Annotated in this window: 16 protein-coding genes; 5 read left to right on the top strand and 11 right to left on the bottom strand. The window is 72.1% G+C overall.

The genetic code is table 11. From position 1 onward, the window contains the following. The first annotated feature begins 31 nt into the window (after positions 1–31). Positions 32–1,510 (top strand): PucR family transcriptional regulator, encoded by a 1,479-nt coding sequence (locus tag KZC52_RS12085; RefSeq protein WP_247624287.1) that lies wholly within the window; start codon positions 32–34, stop codon positions 1,508–1,510. 13 nt (positions 1,511–1,523) lie between these two features. On the opposite strand, the gene KZC52_RS12080 is transcribed toward KZC52_RS12085, so the two are convergent. From KZC52_RS12080 to KZC52_RS12040, 9 genes are all read right to left on the bottom strand, one after another. After that, the gene (locus KZC52_RS12080; RefSeq protein ID WP_247624286.1) at positions 1,524–2,660 is read right to left on the bottom strand and encodes a CaiB/BaiF CoA transferase family protein; all 1,137 of its coding nucleotides are present in this window, start codon (positions 2,658–2,660) and stop codon (positions 1,524–1,526) included. Positions 2,661–2,841: 181 nt separating this feature from the next. Next, positions 2,842–4,419, bottom strand: a complete 1,578-nt coding sequence (locus tag KZC52_RS12075) for an amidohydrolase (protein WP_247624285.1) — start codon at positions 4,417–4,419, stop codon at positions 2,842–2,844. Further along, the gene (locus tag KZC52_RS12070; RefSeq protein WP_247624284.1) at positions 4,419–5,888 is read right to left on the bottom strand and encodes an amidohydrolase; all 1,470 of its coding nucleotides are present in this window, start codon (positions 5,886–5,888) and stop codon (positions 4,419–4,421) included. Before KZC52_RS12070 ends, KZC52_RS12075 begins: the two co-directional genes overlap by 1 nt. Before the next feature lie 62 nt (positions 5,889–5,950). Further along, entirely contained in the window at positions 5,951–6,979 is a 1,029-nt protein-coding gene (gene ocd / locus KZC52_RS12065; RefSeq protein ID WP_247624283.1) for an ornithine cyclodeaminase, read from the bottom strand. Further along, entirely contained in the window at positions 6,976–7,629 is a 654-nt protein-coding gene (locus KZC52_RS12060; RefSeq protein WP_247624282.1) for an FMN-binding negative transcriptional regulator, read from the bottom strand. The genes ocd and KZC52_RS12060 overlap by 4 nt, the downstream gene beginning before the upstream one ends. Positions 7,630–7,660: 31 nt before the next feature. Next, the gene (locus KZC52_RS12055) at positions 7,661–8,491 is read right to left on the bottom strand and encodes an FAS1-like dehydratase domain-containing protein (RefSeq protein ID WP_247624281.1); all 831 of its coding nucleotides are present in this window, start codon (positions 8,489–8,491) and stop codon (positions 7,661–7,663) included. Then, positions 8,488–9,717, bottom strand: coding sequence for a CaiB/BaiF CoA transferase family protein (locus tag KZC52_RS12050; RefSeq protein ID WP_247624280.1), 1,230 nt, complete (start codon positions 9,715–9,717; stop codon positions 8,488–8,490). Before KZC52_RS12050 ends, KZC52_RS12055 begins: the two co-directional genes overlap by 4 nt. Next, a complete protein-coding gene (locus KZC52_RS12045) occupies positions 9,714–10,697 on the bottom strand; it encodes a hydroxymethylglutaryl-CoA lyase (protein ID WP_247624279.1) in 984 nt (327 codons plus the stop codon). Before KZC52_RS12045 ends, KZC52_RS12050 begins: the two co-directional genes overlap by 4 nt. Further along, positions 10,694–11,974: a hydroxymethylglutaryl-CoA reductase, degradative gene (locus KZC52_RS12040; protein ID WP_247624278.1), complete on the bottom strand. Its 1,281-nt coding sequence runs from the start codon at positions 11,972–11,974 to the stop codon at positions 10,694–10,696. Before KZC52_RS12040 ends, KZC52_RS12045 begins: the two co-directional genes overlap by 4 nt. Positions 11,975–12,186: 212 nt before the next feature. Between KZC52_RS12040 and KZC52_RS12035 the strand changes: the two genes are divergently transcribed. Continuing rightward, on the top strand, positions 12,187–13,047 hold the full coding sequence (locus KZC52_RS12035; protein ID WP_247624277.1) for an alpha/beta fold hydrolase: 861 nt from the start codon (positions 12,187–12,189) through the stop codon (positions 13,045–13,047). Between the two features lie 28 nt (positions 13,048–13,075). After that, entirely contained in the window at positions 13,076–15,043 is a 1,968-nt protein-coding gene (locus tag KZC52_RS12030; RefSeq protein ID WP_247624276.1) for a helix-turn-helix domain-containing protein, read from the top strand. A gap of 845 nt (positions 15,044–15,888) precedes the next feature. Here KZC52_RS12030 and KZC52_RS12025 read toward each other — a convergent pair. After that, on the bottom strand, positions 15,889–16,386 hold the full coding sequence (locus KZC52_RS12025) for a winged helix-turn-helix transcriptional regulator (protein WP_247624275.1): 498 nt from the start codon (positions 16,384–16,386) through the stop codon (positions 15,889–15,891). A gap of 71 nt (positions 16,387–16,457) precedes the next feature. Here KZC52_RS12025 and KZC52_RS12020 point away from each other — a divergent pair, with 71 nt between their 5' ends. After that, positions 16,458–17,801 carry an MFS transporter gene (locus KZC52_RS12020; protein ID WP_247624274.1) on the top strand — a complete coding sequence of 448 codons (1,344 nt, stop codon included), beginning with the start codon at positions 16,458–16,460 and terminating at the stop codon, positions 17,799–17,801. Between the two features lie 4 nt (positions 17,802–17,805). Further along, the gene (locus KZC52_RS12015; RefSeq protein WP_247624273.1) at positions 17,806–18,279 is read left to right on the top strand and encodes a hypothetical protein; all 474 of its coding nucleotides are present in this window, start codon (positions 17,806–17,808) and stop codon (positions 18,277–18,279) included. A 146-nt stretch (positions 18,280–18,425) separates the two neighbouring features. Here KZC52_RS12015 and KZC52_RS12010 read toward each other — a convergent pair whose 3' ends face one another. Continuing rightward, positions 18,426–18,851, bottom strand: coding sequence for a cupin domain-containing protein (locus tag KZC52_RS12010; RefSeq protein ID WP_247624272.1), 426 nt, complete (start codon positions 18,849–18,851; stop codon positions 18,426–18,428). Between the last annotated feature and the right edge of the window lie 13 nt (positions 18,852–18,864).

Below are 18,864 nucleotides of genomic sequence, written 5' to 3'. Positions count from 1 at the left end.
TGCATCCAGTGATTCCGGGCATACTGTGCGCATGGCACAGTACACACTGCGGGATCTGCGTGATGACGCCGACCGACTCGGGCTGCGCTCGCACGCCGGCCCCGTCGACGACCGGCAGATCGTGCGCGTCGACCTCGCCGCCGTCGACCGCCTCGACGCCCTCGCCACCGGCACCCTCGCGATCATCGACGGCGAGGAGCAGCCACCGCCCTTCCGCATCGACGTCGCCCTGCGGCAGGCCAGCGCCCGCGGCCTCGCCGGCCTCGTCTTCACCGCCCCGCTCACACTCGCCGAGACCGCGCGCGTGCTCGCCGAGCGTGCCGGCGTACCCGTGTTCTCGGCCGTGGGCGTGGGCGCCGCCGACCTCGCGAAGACCATCGACCGGGCCATCTCGGGCGGGGCGTCGGAGGCGATGATGCGCGGCGCGCACGCGATCGCCCTCGCGACCGAGGCCGCGGCATCCGCAGACAGCACGACCGAGAGCATCCTGTCGGTCGCCGGCGGCGCTCTCGGGGTCGCCCTGTCGATCGCCCCCGACCAGGCCGTGGCGTGGACCGATGCGGATGCGGTGTTCATCGGCGAGGTGCTCATCGGGCGCCTCGTGGCGGATCGCACCGACGGCGCGACCGAGGTGTCGCTGCCCGTGATCGCCTCGCTGCTCTCGCGCGTCGCGCAACGGCAGAGCCGCGACCGGTTCGCCCCCACGCAGTCGCGCGCCGACCTGCTCGTCGAACTCGTACTCGCCGAGCCCTCGCGCGCCGAGGGCTTCGTCGCCCAGGCCGCGCGTCTCGGGCTGCCCCTCCCCCAGTCGCACGCGGTCGCCTGGCTCGCCCCGACGGGCACGACCGACCCCGACGCCCGGGCGCCGCGCAGTGTGCAACCCGCGCTCGAACTGTTCGCGCTGCAGCTCGTCGAGGCGCGAGAGGAGATGTGGCACGTCGCCTTCCTGCAGGACGACCTGCTGCTCGTGTGCACCGAGGAGCACGGGGCCGGCGACCATCAGCGCCGCGTGCGCGAGGTCGCGATGCTCATCCAGGAGCGGGCGCAGGAGATCGCCGGCTCCGACTGGGCCTACACGCTCGGGCTCGGCACCCCGCAGGTCGGCGCGCTGGGACTGCGGCAGTCGGCGGCCGAGGCGCGCATCGCGGCCGAGTCGGCGATCGCCGCCGGGCGCCTCGGCGGGGTCGAGCTCACCGATGTCACGGGCCTGCGGCGGGTGCTGCTCGACGTCTACGCCTCGCCGATCAGCCGCGAACTGCTGCACGACATCCTGCGTCCGCTCGACGACCTCGGCCCCGAGCGCGCGCTGCAGTCGGTGCGCACCCTGCTCGTGTACCTCGCCCACGAGGGGTCGCTCGTGCACGCCGGCCGCGAGCTCATGCTGCACCCGAACGGCGTGGGGTACCGGATGCGGCGCATCCGCGAGCTGCTCGGCATCGATCTCGCCGATCCCGACGCCCGCTTCGCCGTCGAGCTCGCCTGCCGCGTGAGGTTGCTCGGCGCCGGGTAGCCCCGTCTCCCGGTCAGCGACCGAGCTCCGCGCGGAGCGCCGGGCCGTCGGCGTCGAGACCGGGCGCGCGTGCCAGCCGCACCGTGCCGTTGGTGCCGAGCGCCGACCGGGCTATCGACACCCCGTCGTCGTGCTCGATCAAGCCGAGAGCATCCGCCTGCGGGCCGCGGGCCGCCGCCTCGGGGGTGCGCACGCGCGCCACGAGCACACGCGCCGCCTGCAGGCATCCGACCACCGTCTCGAGCGGCAACGATCCCACCCGCGCGGCCAGGATGCGCTCGAGCTCGTCGCGCCCCTCCACCCGTGCCCGGTTGCCCGCCCACTCCGGCCCACCGAGCACGGCACCGAGGTCGAGCGCCGCCACGAGACGCGCGAACATCGCGTCGTTGGTCGCGCCGAGCACGACATGACCATCGGATGCCGCGAACGCGCGGTACGGCACGATCGACGGGTGCGAACTGCCCCACGGCTTCGAGGGGGGTCCGCCGGCCGATGTCGCGGCGATCACCGTGCCCAGCGAACTCAGCGCGGTCGCGAACAGCGAGAACTCCAGCCGACGGCCGACACCGGTGCGCCCGCGTTCGAGAAGAGCGGCGAGCACGCCGTTGATCATCGACATCCCGGTCGCGATGTCGACCATCGCCACCCCGGAACGCACGGGATCGGCTCCCTCGTACCCGGTCACGTGCATGAGCCCGGACTCGGCCTCGACCGCCACCGCGGTGCCCGGTTCGGCCGCGAGCGGGCCCTCCTGCGAGAAGCCGCTGATCGAGGCGTAGACCAGCCGCGGGAACCGTTCGCGCATCGCGTCGGCACCGATCCCCAGTCGGTCGGCGACGCCCGGGCGGAAGCTCTCGACCACGACATCCGCCGTGCCGATCAGCGCGTGCGCCGTTTCGCGATCGGCGGGGTCGGCCAGGTCGAGCGCGATGCTGCGCTTGCCGCGGTTGATCGCGTGGAAGTACGCGCTCGCCCCGTGCACGAACGGCGGACCCCAGTGCCGGGTCTCGTCGCCGATGCCCGGCTGCTCGACCTTGATCACGTCGGCGCCGAGCTCGGCGAGGGTCATGGTCGCGTACGGCCCGGCGAGCAGCCGGGTGAAGTCGATCACGCGCACGCCCTCGAGCGGCCGGAAATCTCCGTCAGTCATCGTCGCCCCTTCGCTCCCGAGCGAGGTTATCGACGAGCGGATGCCGTCGGCGATGGGTGCTGCGCACACCGAACGGGGCGCGGGGTGGGCCCTTCGACAGGCTCAGGGACCCGGTTTCCGGGCAGGAACCGATTCCTGGGTCGCTGAGCCTGTCGAAGCGTCGCAGGAATCCCCACCAGCCTCAGCGCACGAACACCCGCTCGCCGCGGATCCAGGTCTCGGCCACGCGCACGGAGGCGATCTCGTCGTCGGGCACCGTGAAGACGTCGCGGTCGAGCACGGCGAAGCTGCCGTCGAGCCCCGGTACGAGGCGCCCGACACCCTCCAGCGGCGACAGCGAAGCCGCCCGCGAGGTGTACAGCAGCAGCGCCTGCGGCACGGTGATCGCCGCCTCGGCGCCGAACTCGATGCCGTTGTAGGTGCGGCGCCGCACGGCGGCCTCGACCGAGAGCATCACATCGTCGGCTCCGCTCCACGCGGTGGCCGGCCGGTCCGACGACAGTGCCAGCGGCTCGAGCCCCGCGTACAGGCGCGCGATCGGGTAGGCATCCGGCACCTGCTCGACGCGCAGCGCCTTCTCGTACCCGTCGTACTCGGCGAAGAAGAACACCGTGTGCGTGGCGATGCCGAACGACATCCGCCCCGATCCCAGTCGCGCGAGATACGCGTCGCTCACGATCGTCGCGTGCTCGATGCGCACCGAGGGGATGCCGTCGAGCCACGGCTCCTGATCCTCGAACAGCTCCACGACGCGGTCGAGCGCCCGGTCGCCCATCGCGTGCACGGCGAGCTGCACGCCGTTGCGGCGGGCCCAGTCGCCGGCCGCGAGCACGTCGGCGTCGTCGACGAGACGCAGGCCGTGGTCGCAGGAGTCGGGGTAGGCCTCGTGCACCCAGGCGGTGCGGTTGGAGTACGCGCCGTCGAGCACGACCTTCACGCCCGCGATGCGGATCGGCCCGGTGCGGTCGTCGTCGGTCAGCTCCCCGAGGGGCGCCTCCGGGTCCCACCCCGGGTACAGAGCGACGCGGGTGCGCAGGCCGCGCTCGGCGGCGGCGCGGAAGGTCTCGAGCGGGCGGTCGATGCGCGACGACAGCAGGTCGCAGACCGCCACGATGCCGCGTGAGGCGAGCTCGTCGCCGATCGCCACGATCGCATCGATCTGCTCGTCGCGGCTCTGCGCCGGGATGAAGGCTGCCACCACGTTGACCGCCGCGATCTCGGTGAGCACCCCGTTCGGGTTGCCGTCGGCGTCGCGTTCGAACCGCGCCCCCTCGGGGTCGACCGTCGTGGCGGTGATGCCGGCGATCTCGAGCGCGCGGGTGTTGCAGACGGCCGAGTGCGCGTCGCAGCGCCAGACCAGCGCCGGGCGATCGGTGGCGATGCGGTCGAGGTCGGCGGCCGTCGGCATCCGCCCCTCCGGGAATTTGGTGTCGTCGAATCCGCGCCCCAGCACCCAGGCATCCGCCCCGCTGATCGTCGCGGCGTGCGCGTCGAGCACGCGCACGAGGTCGTCGGCGCTGAGCACGGCGGGCGGGAAGCACTCCGCGGCCGCCGCGGTTCCGGCGAGCAGCGCGGGGTGCGTGTGACTGTCGAGCAGTCCGGGCAGCACGGTGCGGCCGCCGAGGTCGACGGCATCCGCATCGGTCACGTCCGCCGCATCGCCGACCCAGTCGACGATCCCGTCGACGACGCGGAACGCCGAGGCGAACGCGGTCTCGCTCTCGCCCGTGAACACACGGCCGTTGGTGAAAGTGGTCATCACAGCTCCCGGTGGGTGAAGCGGCCGCCGAGCAGGGTGGCGGCGACGGGCATGGACCGCAGTTCGTCGCGGTCGCTCGCGTAGGGGTCGCGGTCGCCGATCACGAGGTCGGCGGGCTGCCCGACGGCGAACGAGGTACGAACGGATGCCGCGAGCGCCACGTCGAGCGGAAGACGCTGTTCGGGGTGCCAGGCGTCGCGGTCGCCGCGGCTGCGCGCGGTGGCCGCGCTGAGCGAGATCCACGGGTCGAGCGGGGCGACCGGGGCATCCGAGCCCAGGCGCAGGGTCGCGCCCGAGCGGTGCAGCGAACCGAACGCGAAGGCGCGACCGGTGCGGCCCGCCCAGTGGTGGTCGGCGACGTCGCGGTCGTCCATGGCGTGCTCGGGCTGCACGCTGGCGATCTGGCCGAGCGCGGCGAAGCGGGCGAAGTCGTCGTCTCGCACGAGCTGGGCGTGCTCGATCACGCCCTTCATGTCGAGGGCCTGGAACGTGTCGAGCACCTCGGTGTTCGCGCGGTCGCCGATCGCGTGCACGGCGGCCTCGATACCGGCGCCGCGGGCGCGTTCGAGCAGGCGGCGCAGCTCGGGGATCGGCACGCTCTCCATGCCGCAGGCGTGCGGGTGGCCGGGGTCCATGCCGGGGTACGGGTCCCAGCACCAGGCGGTGCGGGTGTTCAGCGAGCCGTCGACGACGACCTTGAGCCGGCCGAAGGTGACCAGACCCGCCTCGTCGACGATGTCGCCGGTGCGGACGCCCGTGGCGATCACCTGTTCGAGCAGGTCGGGCCACACCGCGATGTCGGTGCGCAGGCTCGTGAGCCCACCCGCCGTGCGCGCCGACCATTCGGCGATATTGTCGGTCTTCTCGTACTCGACGATTCCCACGACGCCGCGGGCGGCGGCGGCCGACGCGGCATCCGCATAGGCATCCGCCGGCAGCTGCGCGGCCTCGTCGAAATCATGCAGGATGCCGATCCACGGCCCCTCGCGCAGCAGCCCCGTCTCGTCGAGCTCGACACCCAGGCGCGCGGCCGCGGCACGGTTCATCCAGCCGCAGTGCAGATCGCCGCTCACGAGCACGACCGGGATGTCGCTGACCGTGGCCTCGAGGGCCGCGAGCGAGGCGGGCACGGGCCACAGCCCGTCGCGGAACCCGTAGCCCATCAGCATCCCGTCGCTCAGCGGGGCGCCCTCGGCGCGCGCCCGCCGCACGATGTCGAGCACGTCGTCGGCGGTGCGGGTCTCGGTGAGGTCGAGGCGCCGGCGACGGATCACGTGCTGCGTGAAGTGCACGTGCGCGTCCCAGAACCCCGGGCCGATCCAGCGACCACCCGCCTCGACGACCTCGCCCGCGGGTACGACCGTTCCGGCGGGGCCGATCTCGGCGATCACTCCGTCGCGCACGAGCACGTCGACCGGCTCACCGCCGTCGTACGGGCGCACGTCCCGCAGGGTGAGGGACTCGGTCATGCTGCTCCTCTCGGCGCGCGGCACGCGCGGGGATGGTCGGGGTCGGCGGGCGGGGCCGCCGGTCAGGCGACGGGGACGGGCGAGGTCGCGAAGCCGAAGAGGTCCTTCGGGTCCTCGGGGGCGGCGACGAGGTCGATCTCGGTGTCCAGCCCCGTGCCCACGAGGTCGGCGCGCAGGTGGCGCAGCGCCGAGAAGTCCTCGATCGCGAAGCCGACCGAGTCGAAGATCGTCACCTGCTCGGGCGAGGTGCGTCCCGCAGCCGTCCCGTTCAGCACCTGCCAGAACTCCGTGACCGGGAAGTCGGCGGCGACGTTCTGGATCTCGCCCTCGACGCGCGTCTGCGGCGTGTACTCCACGAACACCGGACCGCGATCGAGGATCCGCGGGTCGAGCTCGGTCTTGCCCGGGCAGTCGCCGCCGATCGTGTTGATGTGCATGCCCGGGGCGACATCGGCATCCGTCAGCACCTGCGCGACCGCCTTGTCGGCCGTGCACGTCGTGACGATGTCGGCGCCGGCGGCGGCCTCCGACGCCGACGCGCACACCGTGATGTCGAACCCGCGCGGGGCGAGGTTGCGCACGAACTTCGCCGACGCCGCAGGGTCGACGTCGTAGATCCGCAACCGCGAGACACCCAGCACCTCGCGGAACGCGAGAGCCTGGAACTCGGCCTGGCTGCCCGCCCCGATCATCGCCATGGTGGTGGAGTCGGGGCGCGCGAGCCTGCGGGCGACCATCGCCGACGTCGCCGCCGTGCGCAGCGCCGTGAGCATCGTCATCTCGGCGAGGAACACCGGGTAACCGTTGTGCACATCGGCGAGCACACCGAACGCCGTCACCGTCTGATACCCGCGACCCGGATTGAACGGGTGGCCGTTGACGTACTTGAACGCGTACACGTCGGGGTCGCTGATCGGCATGAGCTCGATCACGCCGAACGGCGTGTGATTGGCGACGCGCTCGCTCTTGTCGAACGACTCCCACCGGCGGAAGTCCGCCTCGATCGTGTCGGCCATCTCGGTCATGATCGTCTCGGCTCCGCGGCGCGAGATCCACTCGACCATGTCACCCACTCCGACGAACGCGGTCATGCGGTCACTTCCTTTCCATCGAGGACGTCGCGGTTCACATCCGCGATGCGATCGGCGAGCTTCGGGTTCTCATAGGGGCCGGGGTTGCGCAGCGCCTCGACGACGCGCGCGATCACCTCGGGGGACTTGTCCTGGTGCATCTTCTCCTTGGCCTCGATGCGGGTGGCCCGCAGGCGGAAGCCCACGGTGCCGTGCACGATGCGCTCGGCGTAGGCGGTGTTCTCGAGCGTGCGATGCATCAGGTACGGGTCGGGCAGCGGGCTCTCGAACCAGCTCACGAGGCGGTCGAGCACCGCGAGGTTCTCGTCGTCGGAGAGGATCTCGGGGGTGCCGAACAGGTGCGCGACGGCGAAGTCCCACGTGGGCACGGCCGGCGAGGTGCCGTACCAGCTCGGCGAGACGTAGCCCTGGGGTCCGTAGACGATCACCATCGTCTCGTGCCGGCCGAGCTGGTGCAGGCGCTCGTCGGGGCGACCGACGTGGCTCACGATCGAGATGCCCTCGGCATCCTCTTCGAGCAGCACCGGGTAGTGCGAGGCGACGAGACCCTCGCCGGGCACGTGGCTGACGATCGTCGCCCACGGGTTCTCGCGCACGAGCGCGCGCACGGTCTCGACGTCGTCGAGGGCGTAATCGGGGTTGTGCCTCACGGTGTCTCCAGGTGGGGGGGTGGGGTGGCCGTCAGGCCCAGGTGATGTCGGCGGTGGCCAGCACGACATCGTCGGCGTCGACGGCGGTGACGCGGATGCCGTCGGGCGCGGTGTGTCCGACCAGACGCAGCGGCCGGTCGACGAGCACCGGTGCGATCGCCCGCACGTCGAGACGCGCGGGGACGCGCTCGGGCGTGTGCCGTCGGGCGGCGTCCATCAGCAGGATGCGCGTCAACGGCCCGTGCACGAGCAGGTCGGGCAGGCCCTCCACGTTGCGCGCCCAGGCCCGGTCGTAGTGGATGAGGTGCGTGTTGAACGTGAGCGCCGAGAACCGGAACAGTTGGCGGGCGTCGGGCGTGAGCTCCTCGACCCACTCCCCCTCCGCCGCGATCGACGGGTCGGGGCGCGGGGCGCGGGCAGGGGCATCCGGATCCGCCGCCTCGAGGAAGACGTCGTGCCACACGCTGCGCACCGCCACCTCGCCAGCGACCGCATACTCGCGCACGATGTCCACGAAGGTCAGACGCCCGCGCGAACCGGTCTTGTCGACCACCGAGCCCAGGGACGTGGTCTGCACGACCTCGTCGCCGAGGCGGATCGGTCGCAGGAACTCGGTCGTCTCGCCCGCGTACATGCGGCGGGGCAGATCGATCTCGGGCACGACGCCGTCACGCGCCGGGGTGCCGTCGGGGCGCAGGTCGGCGAGCGGCACCGCGAACGGGAAGAACACGCCCTCCCAGGCGGTGGGCAGCAGGTCGCCCGCGGCGAGCGCCGGATCGGCTGCCGCGAACGTGCCGCGGTACGCCTCGACGGTGTCGGTGGTGATGGGCGCGGTGCGCACGACGGGCGCGGGGGTGCTCACGGCAGTGCCCCGGCGGCACGCAGCTCGGCGATGCGCGCGGCGTCGTACCCGGCGAACCGCGCCAGCACCTCGTCGGCGTGCTCGGCGAAGCGGTTGGCGGTGCGGGCGGGGGTCGCGGGCGTCTCCGACAGTTTGATCGGCTGACCGAACATGCGCAGCACGCCCAGGTCGCCGTAGTCGGCCTCGACGATCATGTCGCGCTCGGCCGTGCCGGGGTCATCGACCACCTCGCCGATCGTCTTCACGGCGGTGAGCGGCACGACGTCGCCCGCGAGGTCCTCGAGCTCCTGCTTGGTGCGCGAGGCGAGCCAGCCCGCCACGATCGGCTTGACGCGGCGCTCGTACACATCGGTCTCGAACCGCTTGCGCATGGTGTCGATCTCGGGGTCGTCCTTGAGCTCGGGGGTGCCGAACAGGTCGCAGCTCGCGTTCCAGAGCTTGTCGGTGTACGCGCCGAAGAAGACCTGACCGTCGGCGCAGTCGAACAGCTCGTAGGGCCGCACCCAGGCGTGCGCGTTGCCCTGCGGCGACGCGACGTTGCCCGTGACCGTGTAGTCGACCACAGCGGTTTCGGTGAGGGCGACGATGCTGTCGACCTGCGCGACGTCGACGACCTGGCCGACGCCGGTGGCCTCGGCGTGACGCAGCGCGGCGAGCGTGCCGATCACGGCGAACAGGGTCGCCGAGAGGTCGCCGATCGTGACGCCGACGCGCACCGGCGGATGCTCGGCGTAGCCGTTCATCGACCAGATGCCGCCCGCGGCCTGGGCCGTGTTGTCGAAGGCGGGGCGCTTGCTGCGGGACCCCGTGCGGCCGTAGCCGGAGATGGCGGTGTAGACCAGGCGCGGGTTGATCTCGCGCAGCACCTCGTAGCCCACACCGAGCTTCTCCATGGTGCCGGGGCGGAAGTTCTCGACGAGCACGTCGGCGCCGCGCACGAGGTCCTTCAACACCTCCTTGCCCTCGGGGGTCGCGAGGTCGAGACCGACGCCGAGCTTTCCGCGGTTGTACTGGGCGTAGTACGCGCTGAACTCCTCCTCGCCGTCGGTGAGGTACGGCGGGAAGCCGCGCGACACGTCGGGGTCGCGCGGGTTCTCGACCTTGATGACCGTCGCGCCGAGGTCGGCGAGGGTCTGCGAGGCGTAGGGGCCGGCGAGCACGCGCGACAGGTCGATCACGGTGACTCCGGCGAGCGCGCCGGGGGCGGGGAGGGTGGTGTCGATCATGCGGGAGTGACCTCCTGTGCGGGTTCGGGGGTGTCGAGTCCGGCGGCCGCGAACGCGCGGGCCACGTTCGACGCGGGCCGCACGGTGCGGATGCGGGAGAGCCAGAGCGTGGTGGCGGCCAGGGCTTCGAGATCGAGTCCGGTCTCGATGCCGAGGCCGTGCAGCATCCACACGAGGTCCTCCGTCGCGAGATTACCGGTCGCGCCCTTGGCGTAGGGGCAACGGCCGAGCCCGCCGACCGACGCGTCGAACTCGGCAACGCCCAGTCGCAGGGCGGCGTGCACGTTCGCGAGCGACTGCCCGTAGGTGTCGTGCAGGTGCAGGGCGATCGCCTCGACGGGGATACCGGCGTCGAGCGCCTCCTCGATGACCGCGATCGTATGACCGGGCGTGGCGACGCCGATCGTGTCGCTGATCGCGATCTTCCGGGCACCGGCCTCGTGCAGGGCGCGGGCGGCTTCGGTGACGGCATCCGTGTCGACGCTCCCCTCCCAGGGGTCGCCGAAGGCCATCGAGACGTAGCCGCGCACGGGGATGCCCTGCGCGGTCGCCGCGGCGATCACCTCGACCGCGCGGTCGATGGCGCCTGCGCGAGTGGTGTTGAGGTTGGCCTTCGCGAACGACTCGGTGGCGCTGACGACCACCGACACCTCGCGGATGCCGGCGTCGATCGCGCGCTGCAGGCCACGGAGGTTCGGCACGAGCCCGACGGCGCGGGCGCCCGCGGGCACCTCGAGGCCGGAGACGACCTGCTCGGCGTCGGCGAGCTGGGGGATCCAGGTCGGCGGCACGAAGCTCGTGACCTCGAGGTCACGGCTACCGGCCGCGTACAGCCGACGGCAGAGCTGGATCTTGACGGCGGCGGGGATGATGTCGGTCTCGGCCTGCAGGCCGTCGCGCGGACCCACCTCGAACACGGTGACGCGCGCGGGGAGCCCGTCCTCGCGGATCACCCGGGGCGCCGGGACCGTGGCGGTCATGCGCCGGCCCCGCCCCCGCGCAGTTCGGCGAGCACCTCGCGGGCGTACTCCACGCGGATGCGGCGGTCGGCGACGATCCGGGCGGCGACCGCGCCGATCTCGTCGACGTCGGCACCCGCGGATGCCGCGATCGTGCGCGCGTGCAGGGTCATGTGTCCGCGCTGGATGCCCTCGGCGGCGAGCGCCCGGCAGGCGGCGAGGTTCTGGGCGAGGCCGACGGCGGCGATGACGCTCGCCAGCTCGCGGGCGGTCTCGACGCCGAGCAGCTTCACGGACGCCTGCGCGGTGGGGTGCGCGCGGGTGGCACCGCCGACGAGCCCGACGGCGAGGGGCACCTCGATCGTGCCGACGAGGTTGCCGTCGGCATCCTTCTCGAACTGCGACAGCGCCGTGTATCCGCCGGCGCGGGCGGCGTGCGAGTGGCAGCCCGACTCGACCGCGCGGGTGTCGTTGCCGGTGGCGAGCACGACCGCGGTGATGCCGTTCATGATGCCCTTGTTGTGCGTGGCGGCACGGTAGGGGTCGGCCTCGGCGAACGCGCTCGCGGCGACGATGTCGTCGACGACCTGGGGACCGCCCAGCAGCTCGGCGTCGAACACGGCACGGGCGCGGGTGAGGCGCAGCTCGGCCTTGTTGGTGAGGATGCGCAGCAGTGTGCGGGTGCCGGCGAGCTCGGCGATACGCGGGGCGATCGCCTCGGCCATCGTGTTGACCGCGTTCGCGCCCATCGCATCGCGCACGTCGACGTGCAGGTGCACGATGACCTGCACTCCGGCGCGGGTGGGGAGCACGCGCACCGAGATGTCGAACGCCCCGCCGCCGAGCGAGACCAGCATCGGGTCCTGCTGGTTGGCGAGCTCGAGCAGCTCGTCCTTCGCCTCGAGCAGGGCGAAGCGCGCGCCGTGCGGGTCGATCGCGTCGAGCACCTGGATCTGGGCGATCATCACATCGCCCGTGTACGAGGTCGTGAAGCCGCCGTGACCGCGGGCCATGCGGGCGGCGTTCGAGGCGGCGGCGACGACGCTCGGCTCTTCGGTGGCCATCGGGATCAGGCGGTCGCGTCCGTCGATCGTGAAGTTCGTGGCGACACCGACCGGCACCGCGATGAGACCCACGACGTTCTCGACCATGTGGTCGGCCTGAGCGAGCGAGAGACCGCTGTCGGGGCGCAGCGCCCCCAGAGCATCCGCATCCAGCTCCGCACCCTGCGCGACGAGCGCGAGGCGCTCATCCGGGGTGTGATCGCGGAGTCCGGAGATTCGGCTGTTGATCGACATCGGCCACCTTCCTTCGGGACAGCGACCGGGTCATCGGCGCTGTGGTCAAGGAAGACACTAGGAGCGGGCGGCAGGGGGGACGATGGGTGGAACACTCATCCTCGGGGCCCCGCTGTATGCGGTCGACACATCACCCCGCCCGATCGCGGAACCTAGACTCGCACCATCACCCGGAGCGCGGACCGCGGGTCCCCCGAGCGCGAGGAGTACGCATGCCCTACACCGATTCCGCCGATGTGCGCCTGTACTACGAGGTGTTCGCCGGGGCCGATGCCCCCGCCGACGCCCCCGTGCTCGTGCTCGTCTCGGGCGGCGGCGCCCAGCTGCTCAGCTGGGACGAGGAGTTCATCGGCATCCTCACCGCCGGCGGCCTGCGGGTGGTGCGCTTCGACAACCGCGACACCGGACTCTCGCAGCTCTTCGGCGGGGCCGACGACGTCGACGGCGGCTACGACCTCATCGATCTGGCCGAGGACGTGCTGCGCGTGCTCGACGATCTGGGCGTCGCGAAGGCGCACGTCGCCGGGCACTCGATGGGCGGCATGATGGCGCAGATGCTCGCGATCCACCACCCCGAGCGCATCCTCAGCCTCGGGCTGCTGTCGACCATCCCGGGCCAGTCACGCCGCTGGGTCGCGCACGGCGAGCGCCCCGAGCTCGCCGAGGCGCCCGTGCGCGTCACGCGCGAGCAGGCCGTGGCGTTCACGCGCACAGCCCTCGAGGCCGCACCGGTCGGACGCTTCGACCACCAGGTCGAGTGGCACGTGCGCGCGACCGGCGAGGCCTACGACCGCGGCTACTACCCGGAGGGCTTCTCCCGGCAGTGGGCGGCGCTCACGCGCGCGCCCGAGCGCCTCGACGCCCTGCGGTCGGTGACCGCGCCCACGTTCGTCTTCCACGGCCGCGACGACGACGTGCTGCACTGGGCATCCGCCGTCGACATCGCCGAGGCGATCCCCGGCGCCGAACTGCAGGTGCACCCCGACATGGGGCACCTCATCCCCCACGAGCTGTGGCCCGAACTCGCGGCCGGACTCCTGCGCACCGCCGCGCGCGCCGAGGGTCGCAGCTGAAAGACCTGATTTGAGGGCGACCGCGCTCATGCTCGACACTGAAGTCACGCGCCTGTCGGCGCCGCCCTCCCCCGAAGGGACGAAGATGCCCGAGCACGACGACGCCATCGCCTCGCTCCTCGATGCGGCCCACGACCCCGAACTCGTCGGCCCCACCGGTGTCAGCGACGCCCTCCGCGCGCTCGGGGCCAGCGAAGCGGATGCCGCGCTCCTCGCCGAGCGCGTCGCCCGCATCCAGCGCGAGCTGTCGCGTCTGCGCCGCCGCGAGCACGAGCTCACCGCCCTCTTCTCCAGCGCTCGCGAGCTGGCCGAGCTGCGCGACAGCGACGCCGTGCTCGCCCGCCTCGTGCAGCGCGCCCGCGAGATGATGGGCGTCGACCTGGCCTACCTGTCGGAGTTCGATCCCGACACCTCCGAGCTGCGGGTGCGCGAGACCAGCGGTTCGGTGAGCGCCTCGTTCCAGCAGTTGCGCGTGCCCCCGGGTCGCGGCCTCGCGAGCGTCGTGGTCGAGTCGCGCACCGCTCAGTGGGTCGCCGACTACACCGCCTACACCGAGGACCGCCACGACACCGGCATCGACGACGCCGTCTCGGCCGAGGGCCTGGTGTCGATGCTCGGCGTGCCGATGCTCAGCAGCGACGACGTGCTCGGTGTGCTGTTCGTCGGCAACCGCGAGACGAAGGAGTTCTCCCCCGACGAGGTCGCGCTGCTGTCGGCGCTCGCCGACCACGCCTCGGTCATCCTGCAGACGACGCAGACGCTGCGCGAGCTGCAGCTGTCGGAGGATGCCAGCCGCCGCACCCTCGAGAGCCTCACCGCGCACCTCGTCGAGCGCGACCGCGCCAACACCGTGCATCAGGAGCTCGTGCAGGCGGTGCTCGCCGGCGGCGGGTTCGGCCCGGTGGCCGAGACCCTCGCCTCGGCCCTCGGCCGGGCGGTCGCGATCATCGATGCGCAGGAGAACGTGATCGCCGCCGCGGGGCTGCCGCTCGCCCCCGGGATGCTGTCGCTCGACGAGCCCGTGCGCGACGCCCTCGCCGAGAGCCGCCGCAACGGACACTGCGTACCGGTCGCGGGCGCGGGCGTGCGCGCCGTCTCGGCCCTCACCGCCGGCAACCGCCACTTCGGGGCGCTCCTGCTCGGCGACGGGGCCTTCGAACTCGGCGCCGTCGACTTCCGCACCGTCGAGCGTGCGGCCCAGGTCGGGGCGCTGCTCGAGCTGCAGCAGGAGGCGGCATCCGGAGCCGACCACCGCGTGCGCAGCGAACTGATCGCCGACCTGCTCGACGACGTGCCCGAGCGGCGCTCCGACGTCGAGCGGCGTGCGCGGCGCCTCGGCGTCGACCTCGCGACCCTCGACTCCCTGCTGCTGCTGGCGGTGCCGGGCGATCAGCAGACCGCCGCGGCGCGCGCCGTCGTGCGCTCGCTCGACGACCGTGCGCTGGTCGGCGAGTACCGCGGATTCGTGGTCGCCGCCCTCGCGAGCGACCGCGGCCCCGTCGATCCCGAGCGCCTGCGGAGGGAGGTCGCCTCCGCGATCCAGGAGGCGGTGACCGTCGTCGTACCGCCGCCCGCGAAGGGTCCGCTGCCCTCGGCGTTCCTCGCCGCCCGGCGCACCGCGCGCCTGCTCGCCGCGCTCGAGCTCGCCGATCTCACCGCGCGCGTCGAGGACTTCCTGCCCTACTCGGCCGTGCTCGACACCGATGCGCAGGGGCTGTCGGCGTTCCTGCGCGACACGATCGGGGCGGTGCGCCAGTACGACGCCGAACGCAACGCCGATCTGCTCGGCACGCTGCGGGCGTTCGTGCGCAACAACGCCAGCCCCACCCGCACGGCGCGCGCCCTCAACTTCCACACGAACACGATCCTGCAGCGCCTCGACCGCCTCGACCACGTGCTCGGTGCCGGATGGCGCGACGACGAGCGGATGTTCCGCATCGGCATCGCCGTGCGCCTCGACGAACTGCGCGAGCGCCTGCAGGGCCCCGCCGCATAGCGTTGCGCCCCTGTGTGCACCGATCGGTCATGAATGCCGGTTCTGAGGCATGAAAAGCGGCTTCTATGACCGATCGGTGCATCCATAGCGCGGATGCCGCGGGGCGGGGCCCTTCGACAAGCTCAGGGACCCAGTGCCTGGGGCGCCCTTCGTCTCGTCGCTGCGCTCCTCGCTCAGGAACCGGTTCCTGAGCGAAGAGCGCAGCGAGACGAAGGGCCCCCACCCTCACCAACGGAGGAGAACACAGCCTCCGCAGGAAGCATCCGCCGTTCCGATCCTGCTGAACGCGAGAACTCCTCCCGAACGGATGCCCGGGGGTGGGCCCTTCGACAAGCTCAGGGACCCAGCTCCAGACACGGGGTCGCTGAGCCCACCCCACTGGGTCGCTGAGCCCGTCGAAGCGTCCCCACGCGCGACTCCGGCGGAGAACTCCCCGTCGGGCGGAAGCATCGGCCCGAGAACTCCGCCCAACGACGAGAACTCCGCCCATCACGGATGCCATCGAGCGACCCGTCGTCGACCGGTTCCTGAGCGAGCGCAGCGAGACGAAGGGCCCCCACCCTCACCAACGAAGGAGAACGCACCCTCCGCAGGAAGCATCCGCCGTTCCGATCCTGCCGAACGCGAGAACTCCTCCCGAACGGATGCTCGGGGGGTGGGCCCTTCGACAAGCTCAGGGACCCAGCTCCAGACACTGGGTCGCTGAGCCCACCCCACTGGGTCGCTGAGCCTGTCGAAGCGTCCCCCACGCACAACTTCGGGGTTCCGGCCGCGACACCCCGGAAACGGATGCTTCGCCCCGGCGTGTCGTCTCGAATCTCCGAAGTCGTGCGGGGAACGGCGACTCAGACGAGCCGGCCGGCGGGGTCGAGGGCCGGAGCCTCGGGGCGCCAGGGACGGTCCCAGATCATGCGGTCGGCCGTCAACTCCTCGCCGCAGGCGCTGCAGATCTGACCCTGGGTCGTCTCCTCGCCGCAGACCGTGTGGATGAGCGCCATGTGGCCGCCGCCGACCGGGGTGACCGTGTGCCGCTCTCCCCAGATCGCGAGCTGCTGCAGGACCGGCAGCAGCTCGGTCGCGGCATCCGTGGCGGCGTAGCCCTGACGCGTGCGCCCGTCGGGGTCGTCCTGCTCGACGCGGGTGAGCATCCCCGCCTCGACGAGGTCGCGCAGGCGCCGGGCGAGCACCGCCTCCGACACACTCAGGTTGTCGCGCAGGGTGTCGAAACGCCGCGGTCCCTGCATCACGTCGCGGATGATCAGCATCACCCACGGGTCGCCGATCACGTCGAGCGACCGCCGGATCGGGCAGAACTCCTCCGACCAGTCAGATCGCAACGCCATGTGCTCGACCTCCGCCCCTGCCGTGTGCTTTCATGGGTCCAGGCTACTACTTCGTTCAAGAAAGTAAACTGATGACGATTCCCGAGACCGATGCTCCCGCCCCGCGCCGACGACACCGCATCCACCCGGCGTGGTGGGTCGCCGCCGTCGCGTTCGTGGCGCTGCTGGCCGCGGCCGGGTTCCGCGCCGCACCCGGCGCCCTGATGGTGCCGCTGAACGAGGACTTCGGCTGGTCGACGAGCGTGATGTCGCTCGCCGTGAGCGTCAACCTGCTGCTCTACGGCCTCACCGCCCCGTTCGCCGCCGCCCTCATGGACCGCTTCGGCGTGCGCCAGGTCGTCGCGATCGCGCTGCTGCTCGTGTCGCTCGGCGCTGGCGGCAGCATCCTGATGACCGCCTCCTGGCAGTTGCTGATCTTCTGGGGCCTCCTCATCGGACTCGGCACCGGATCGATGGCGCTCGTCTTCGCCGCCACGATCGCCAACCGGTGGTTCGTCAAGCGCAACGGCCTGGTGATGGGCATCCTCACCGCCGGCTCCGCGACCGGCCAGCTGATCTTCCTCCCACCCGTCGCCGCCCTCGCCGAGAGCAGCGGCTGGCGCCCGGCATCCCTCGTCATCGCCGCCGCCGCATTGCTCGCCGTGCCGATCGTCTGGTTCGTCCTGCGCGACCACCCCGAAGACCGCGGGGTACTCCCCTACGGCGCCGACCCCGACACCCACGTGCCCGCGGTGCGCGCGACCGGGGGCGCGGCGAAGCGGGCGATCGAGGGCCTCGTGTTCGCCTCGAAGCACCGGTCGTTCTGGGCGCTCGCAGCGGCGTTCGCGATCTGCGGTGCGACGACGAACGGACTCATCGGCATCCACTTCATCCCGTCGGCGCACGACCACGGCATGCCGACGACCACCGCCGCCGGGCTGCTCGCCGTCGTCGGCGTGTTCGATATCGCGGGCACGATCGCCTCGGGCTGGCTCACCGACAAGTTCGATCCGCGCAAACTGCTCGTCGCGTACTACGCCTTCCGCGGCGCGGCCCTCGCCCTGCTGCCCTGGCTGCTCTCCGACGCCGTGCACCCGAGCATGGTGCTGTTCATCGTGATCTACGGCCTCGACTGGGTGGCGACCGTGCCCCCGACCGCCAAACTCTGCCGCGAGATCTTCGGCGACCGCGGCACGATCGTCTTCGGATGGGTGTTCGCCTCGCATCAGATCGGCGCGGCGATCGCCGCCCTCTCGGCGGGCCTCATCCGCGACGGTCTCGGCACCTACACCTACGCCTGGTGGGGCGGCGCGGCGCTGTGCGTGATCGCCGCCGTGCTCTCGATCGCGGTTCGACGCCGGCTCGCGCCCGACGCGAAGGCCGCACCCGTCGCACCGCGCGGGTCCGAGGTCGAGCCCGCGCCGCCCGGGATGTGAGCACGTGACCCCGGACGCTTCCACCCCCGCGCACCCACGTACAGCGGAGGTCGCGGCATGCGTCGTCGCGCTCATCGGGGTCATCGACACGTGGCTCGGACTGTGGCTCGCGCCGGTGTTCTGGGCAGCGCTGATGATCGTCGGGGCGCTCGTGCTGACCGCGCTGCGCGCGCGGGCGTCGCGGGCATCCCGGAGCGGGTGGTCGGCGCATCACACCGCTCTCGGGCTGCTGCTCGTGGCCGTGCTGCAGATCGCGTCGATCCCGACCGGCGAGGGCACTCAGCTCGCCCCGACCGGGCACTCCCACGGCGCACCGCTGGCGGCCGGCGGACTCCCGGTGATCGCCTCGATCGCCGCGATCGGATACGCGGTACTCACCGTTCTCGTGCTACCCCGCGTCTCCGGTTGGCGGGCGCGCGTGCCGGTGGTCGCGATGGCCGCGGTCGTGCTGCTCATGGCCGGGAGCGTCGTCGGCTGACGGCCCTCACCAACGGAGGAGAACACAGCCTCCGCAGGAAGCATCCGCCGTTCCGATCCTGCCGAGGCCGCGAACTCCTCCCGAACGGATCCCGCACGGATGCCGCGCGGTGGGGCCCTTCGACAAGCTCAGGGACCCAGCTCCTCCTACCGCTCACCCTCCGCGTCGAACGCCTCGACCCCGGTCTGCGGGAACGGATGCGGGCCGCGAGGCCCGAACACGAGCACCAGCTCGGCGACGGCATCCGACTCGTTGCGCACCCCGTGCCGCATGCCCTCGGGGGCGTAGAAGGCGTCACCCACCCGCAGAACCCGGCGATCGGAACCCGCCGTGATCACGACCTCTCCGCGCGTGACGATGTACATCTCGTCGGAGCTGTTCGGCGAGCAGCTCGTGGGGTCGTCGTCGAGGTGATGGTGCTGCCCCTCCTCGGCCCCCGGCTCGAGCCGGTACATCATGACCGACGTGGGCAGCGACGTCGATTGCCGGAAGTACCACTCGATGCCGATCCGGCCCTCGCCGTGGTACAGCTCCCAGTCGTGCTCGTTGTCGCCGCGTCTCTGCACGCGCATGTGCGACCCCTTT

Source organism: Microbacterium galbinum, from assembly GCF_023091225.1.
GTDB lineage: Bacteria > Actinomycetota > Actinomycetes > Actinomycetales > Microbacteriaceae > Microbacterium > Microbacterium galbinum.
The sequence above is the reverse complement of the archived record's forward strand: the minus strand, read 5'-3'. Positions and strand labels throughout refer to the sequence as shown.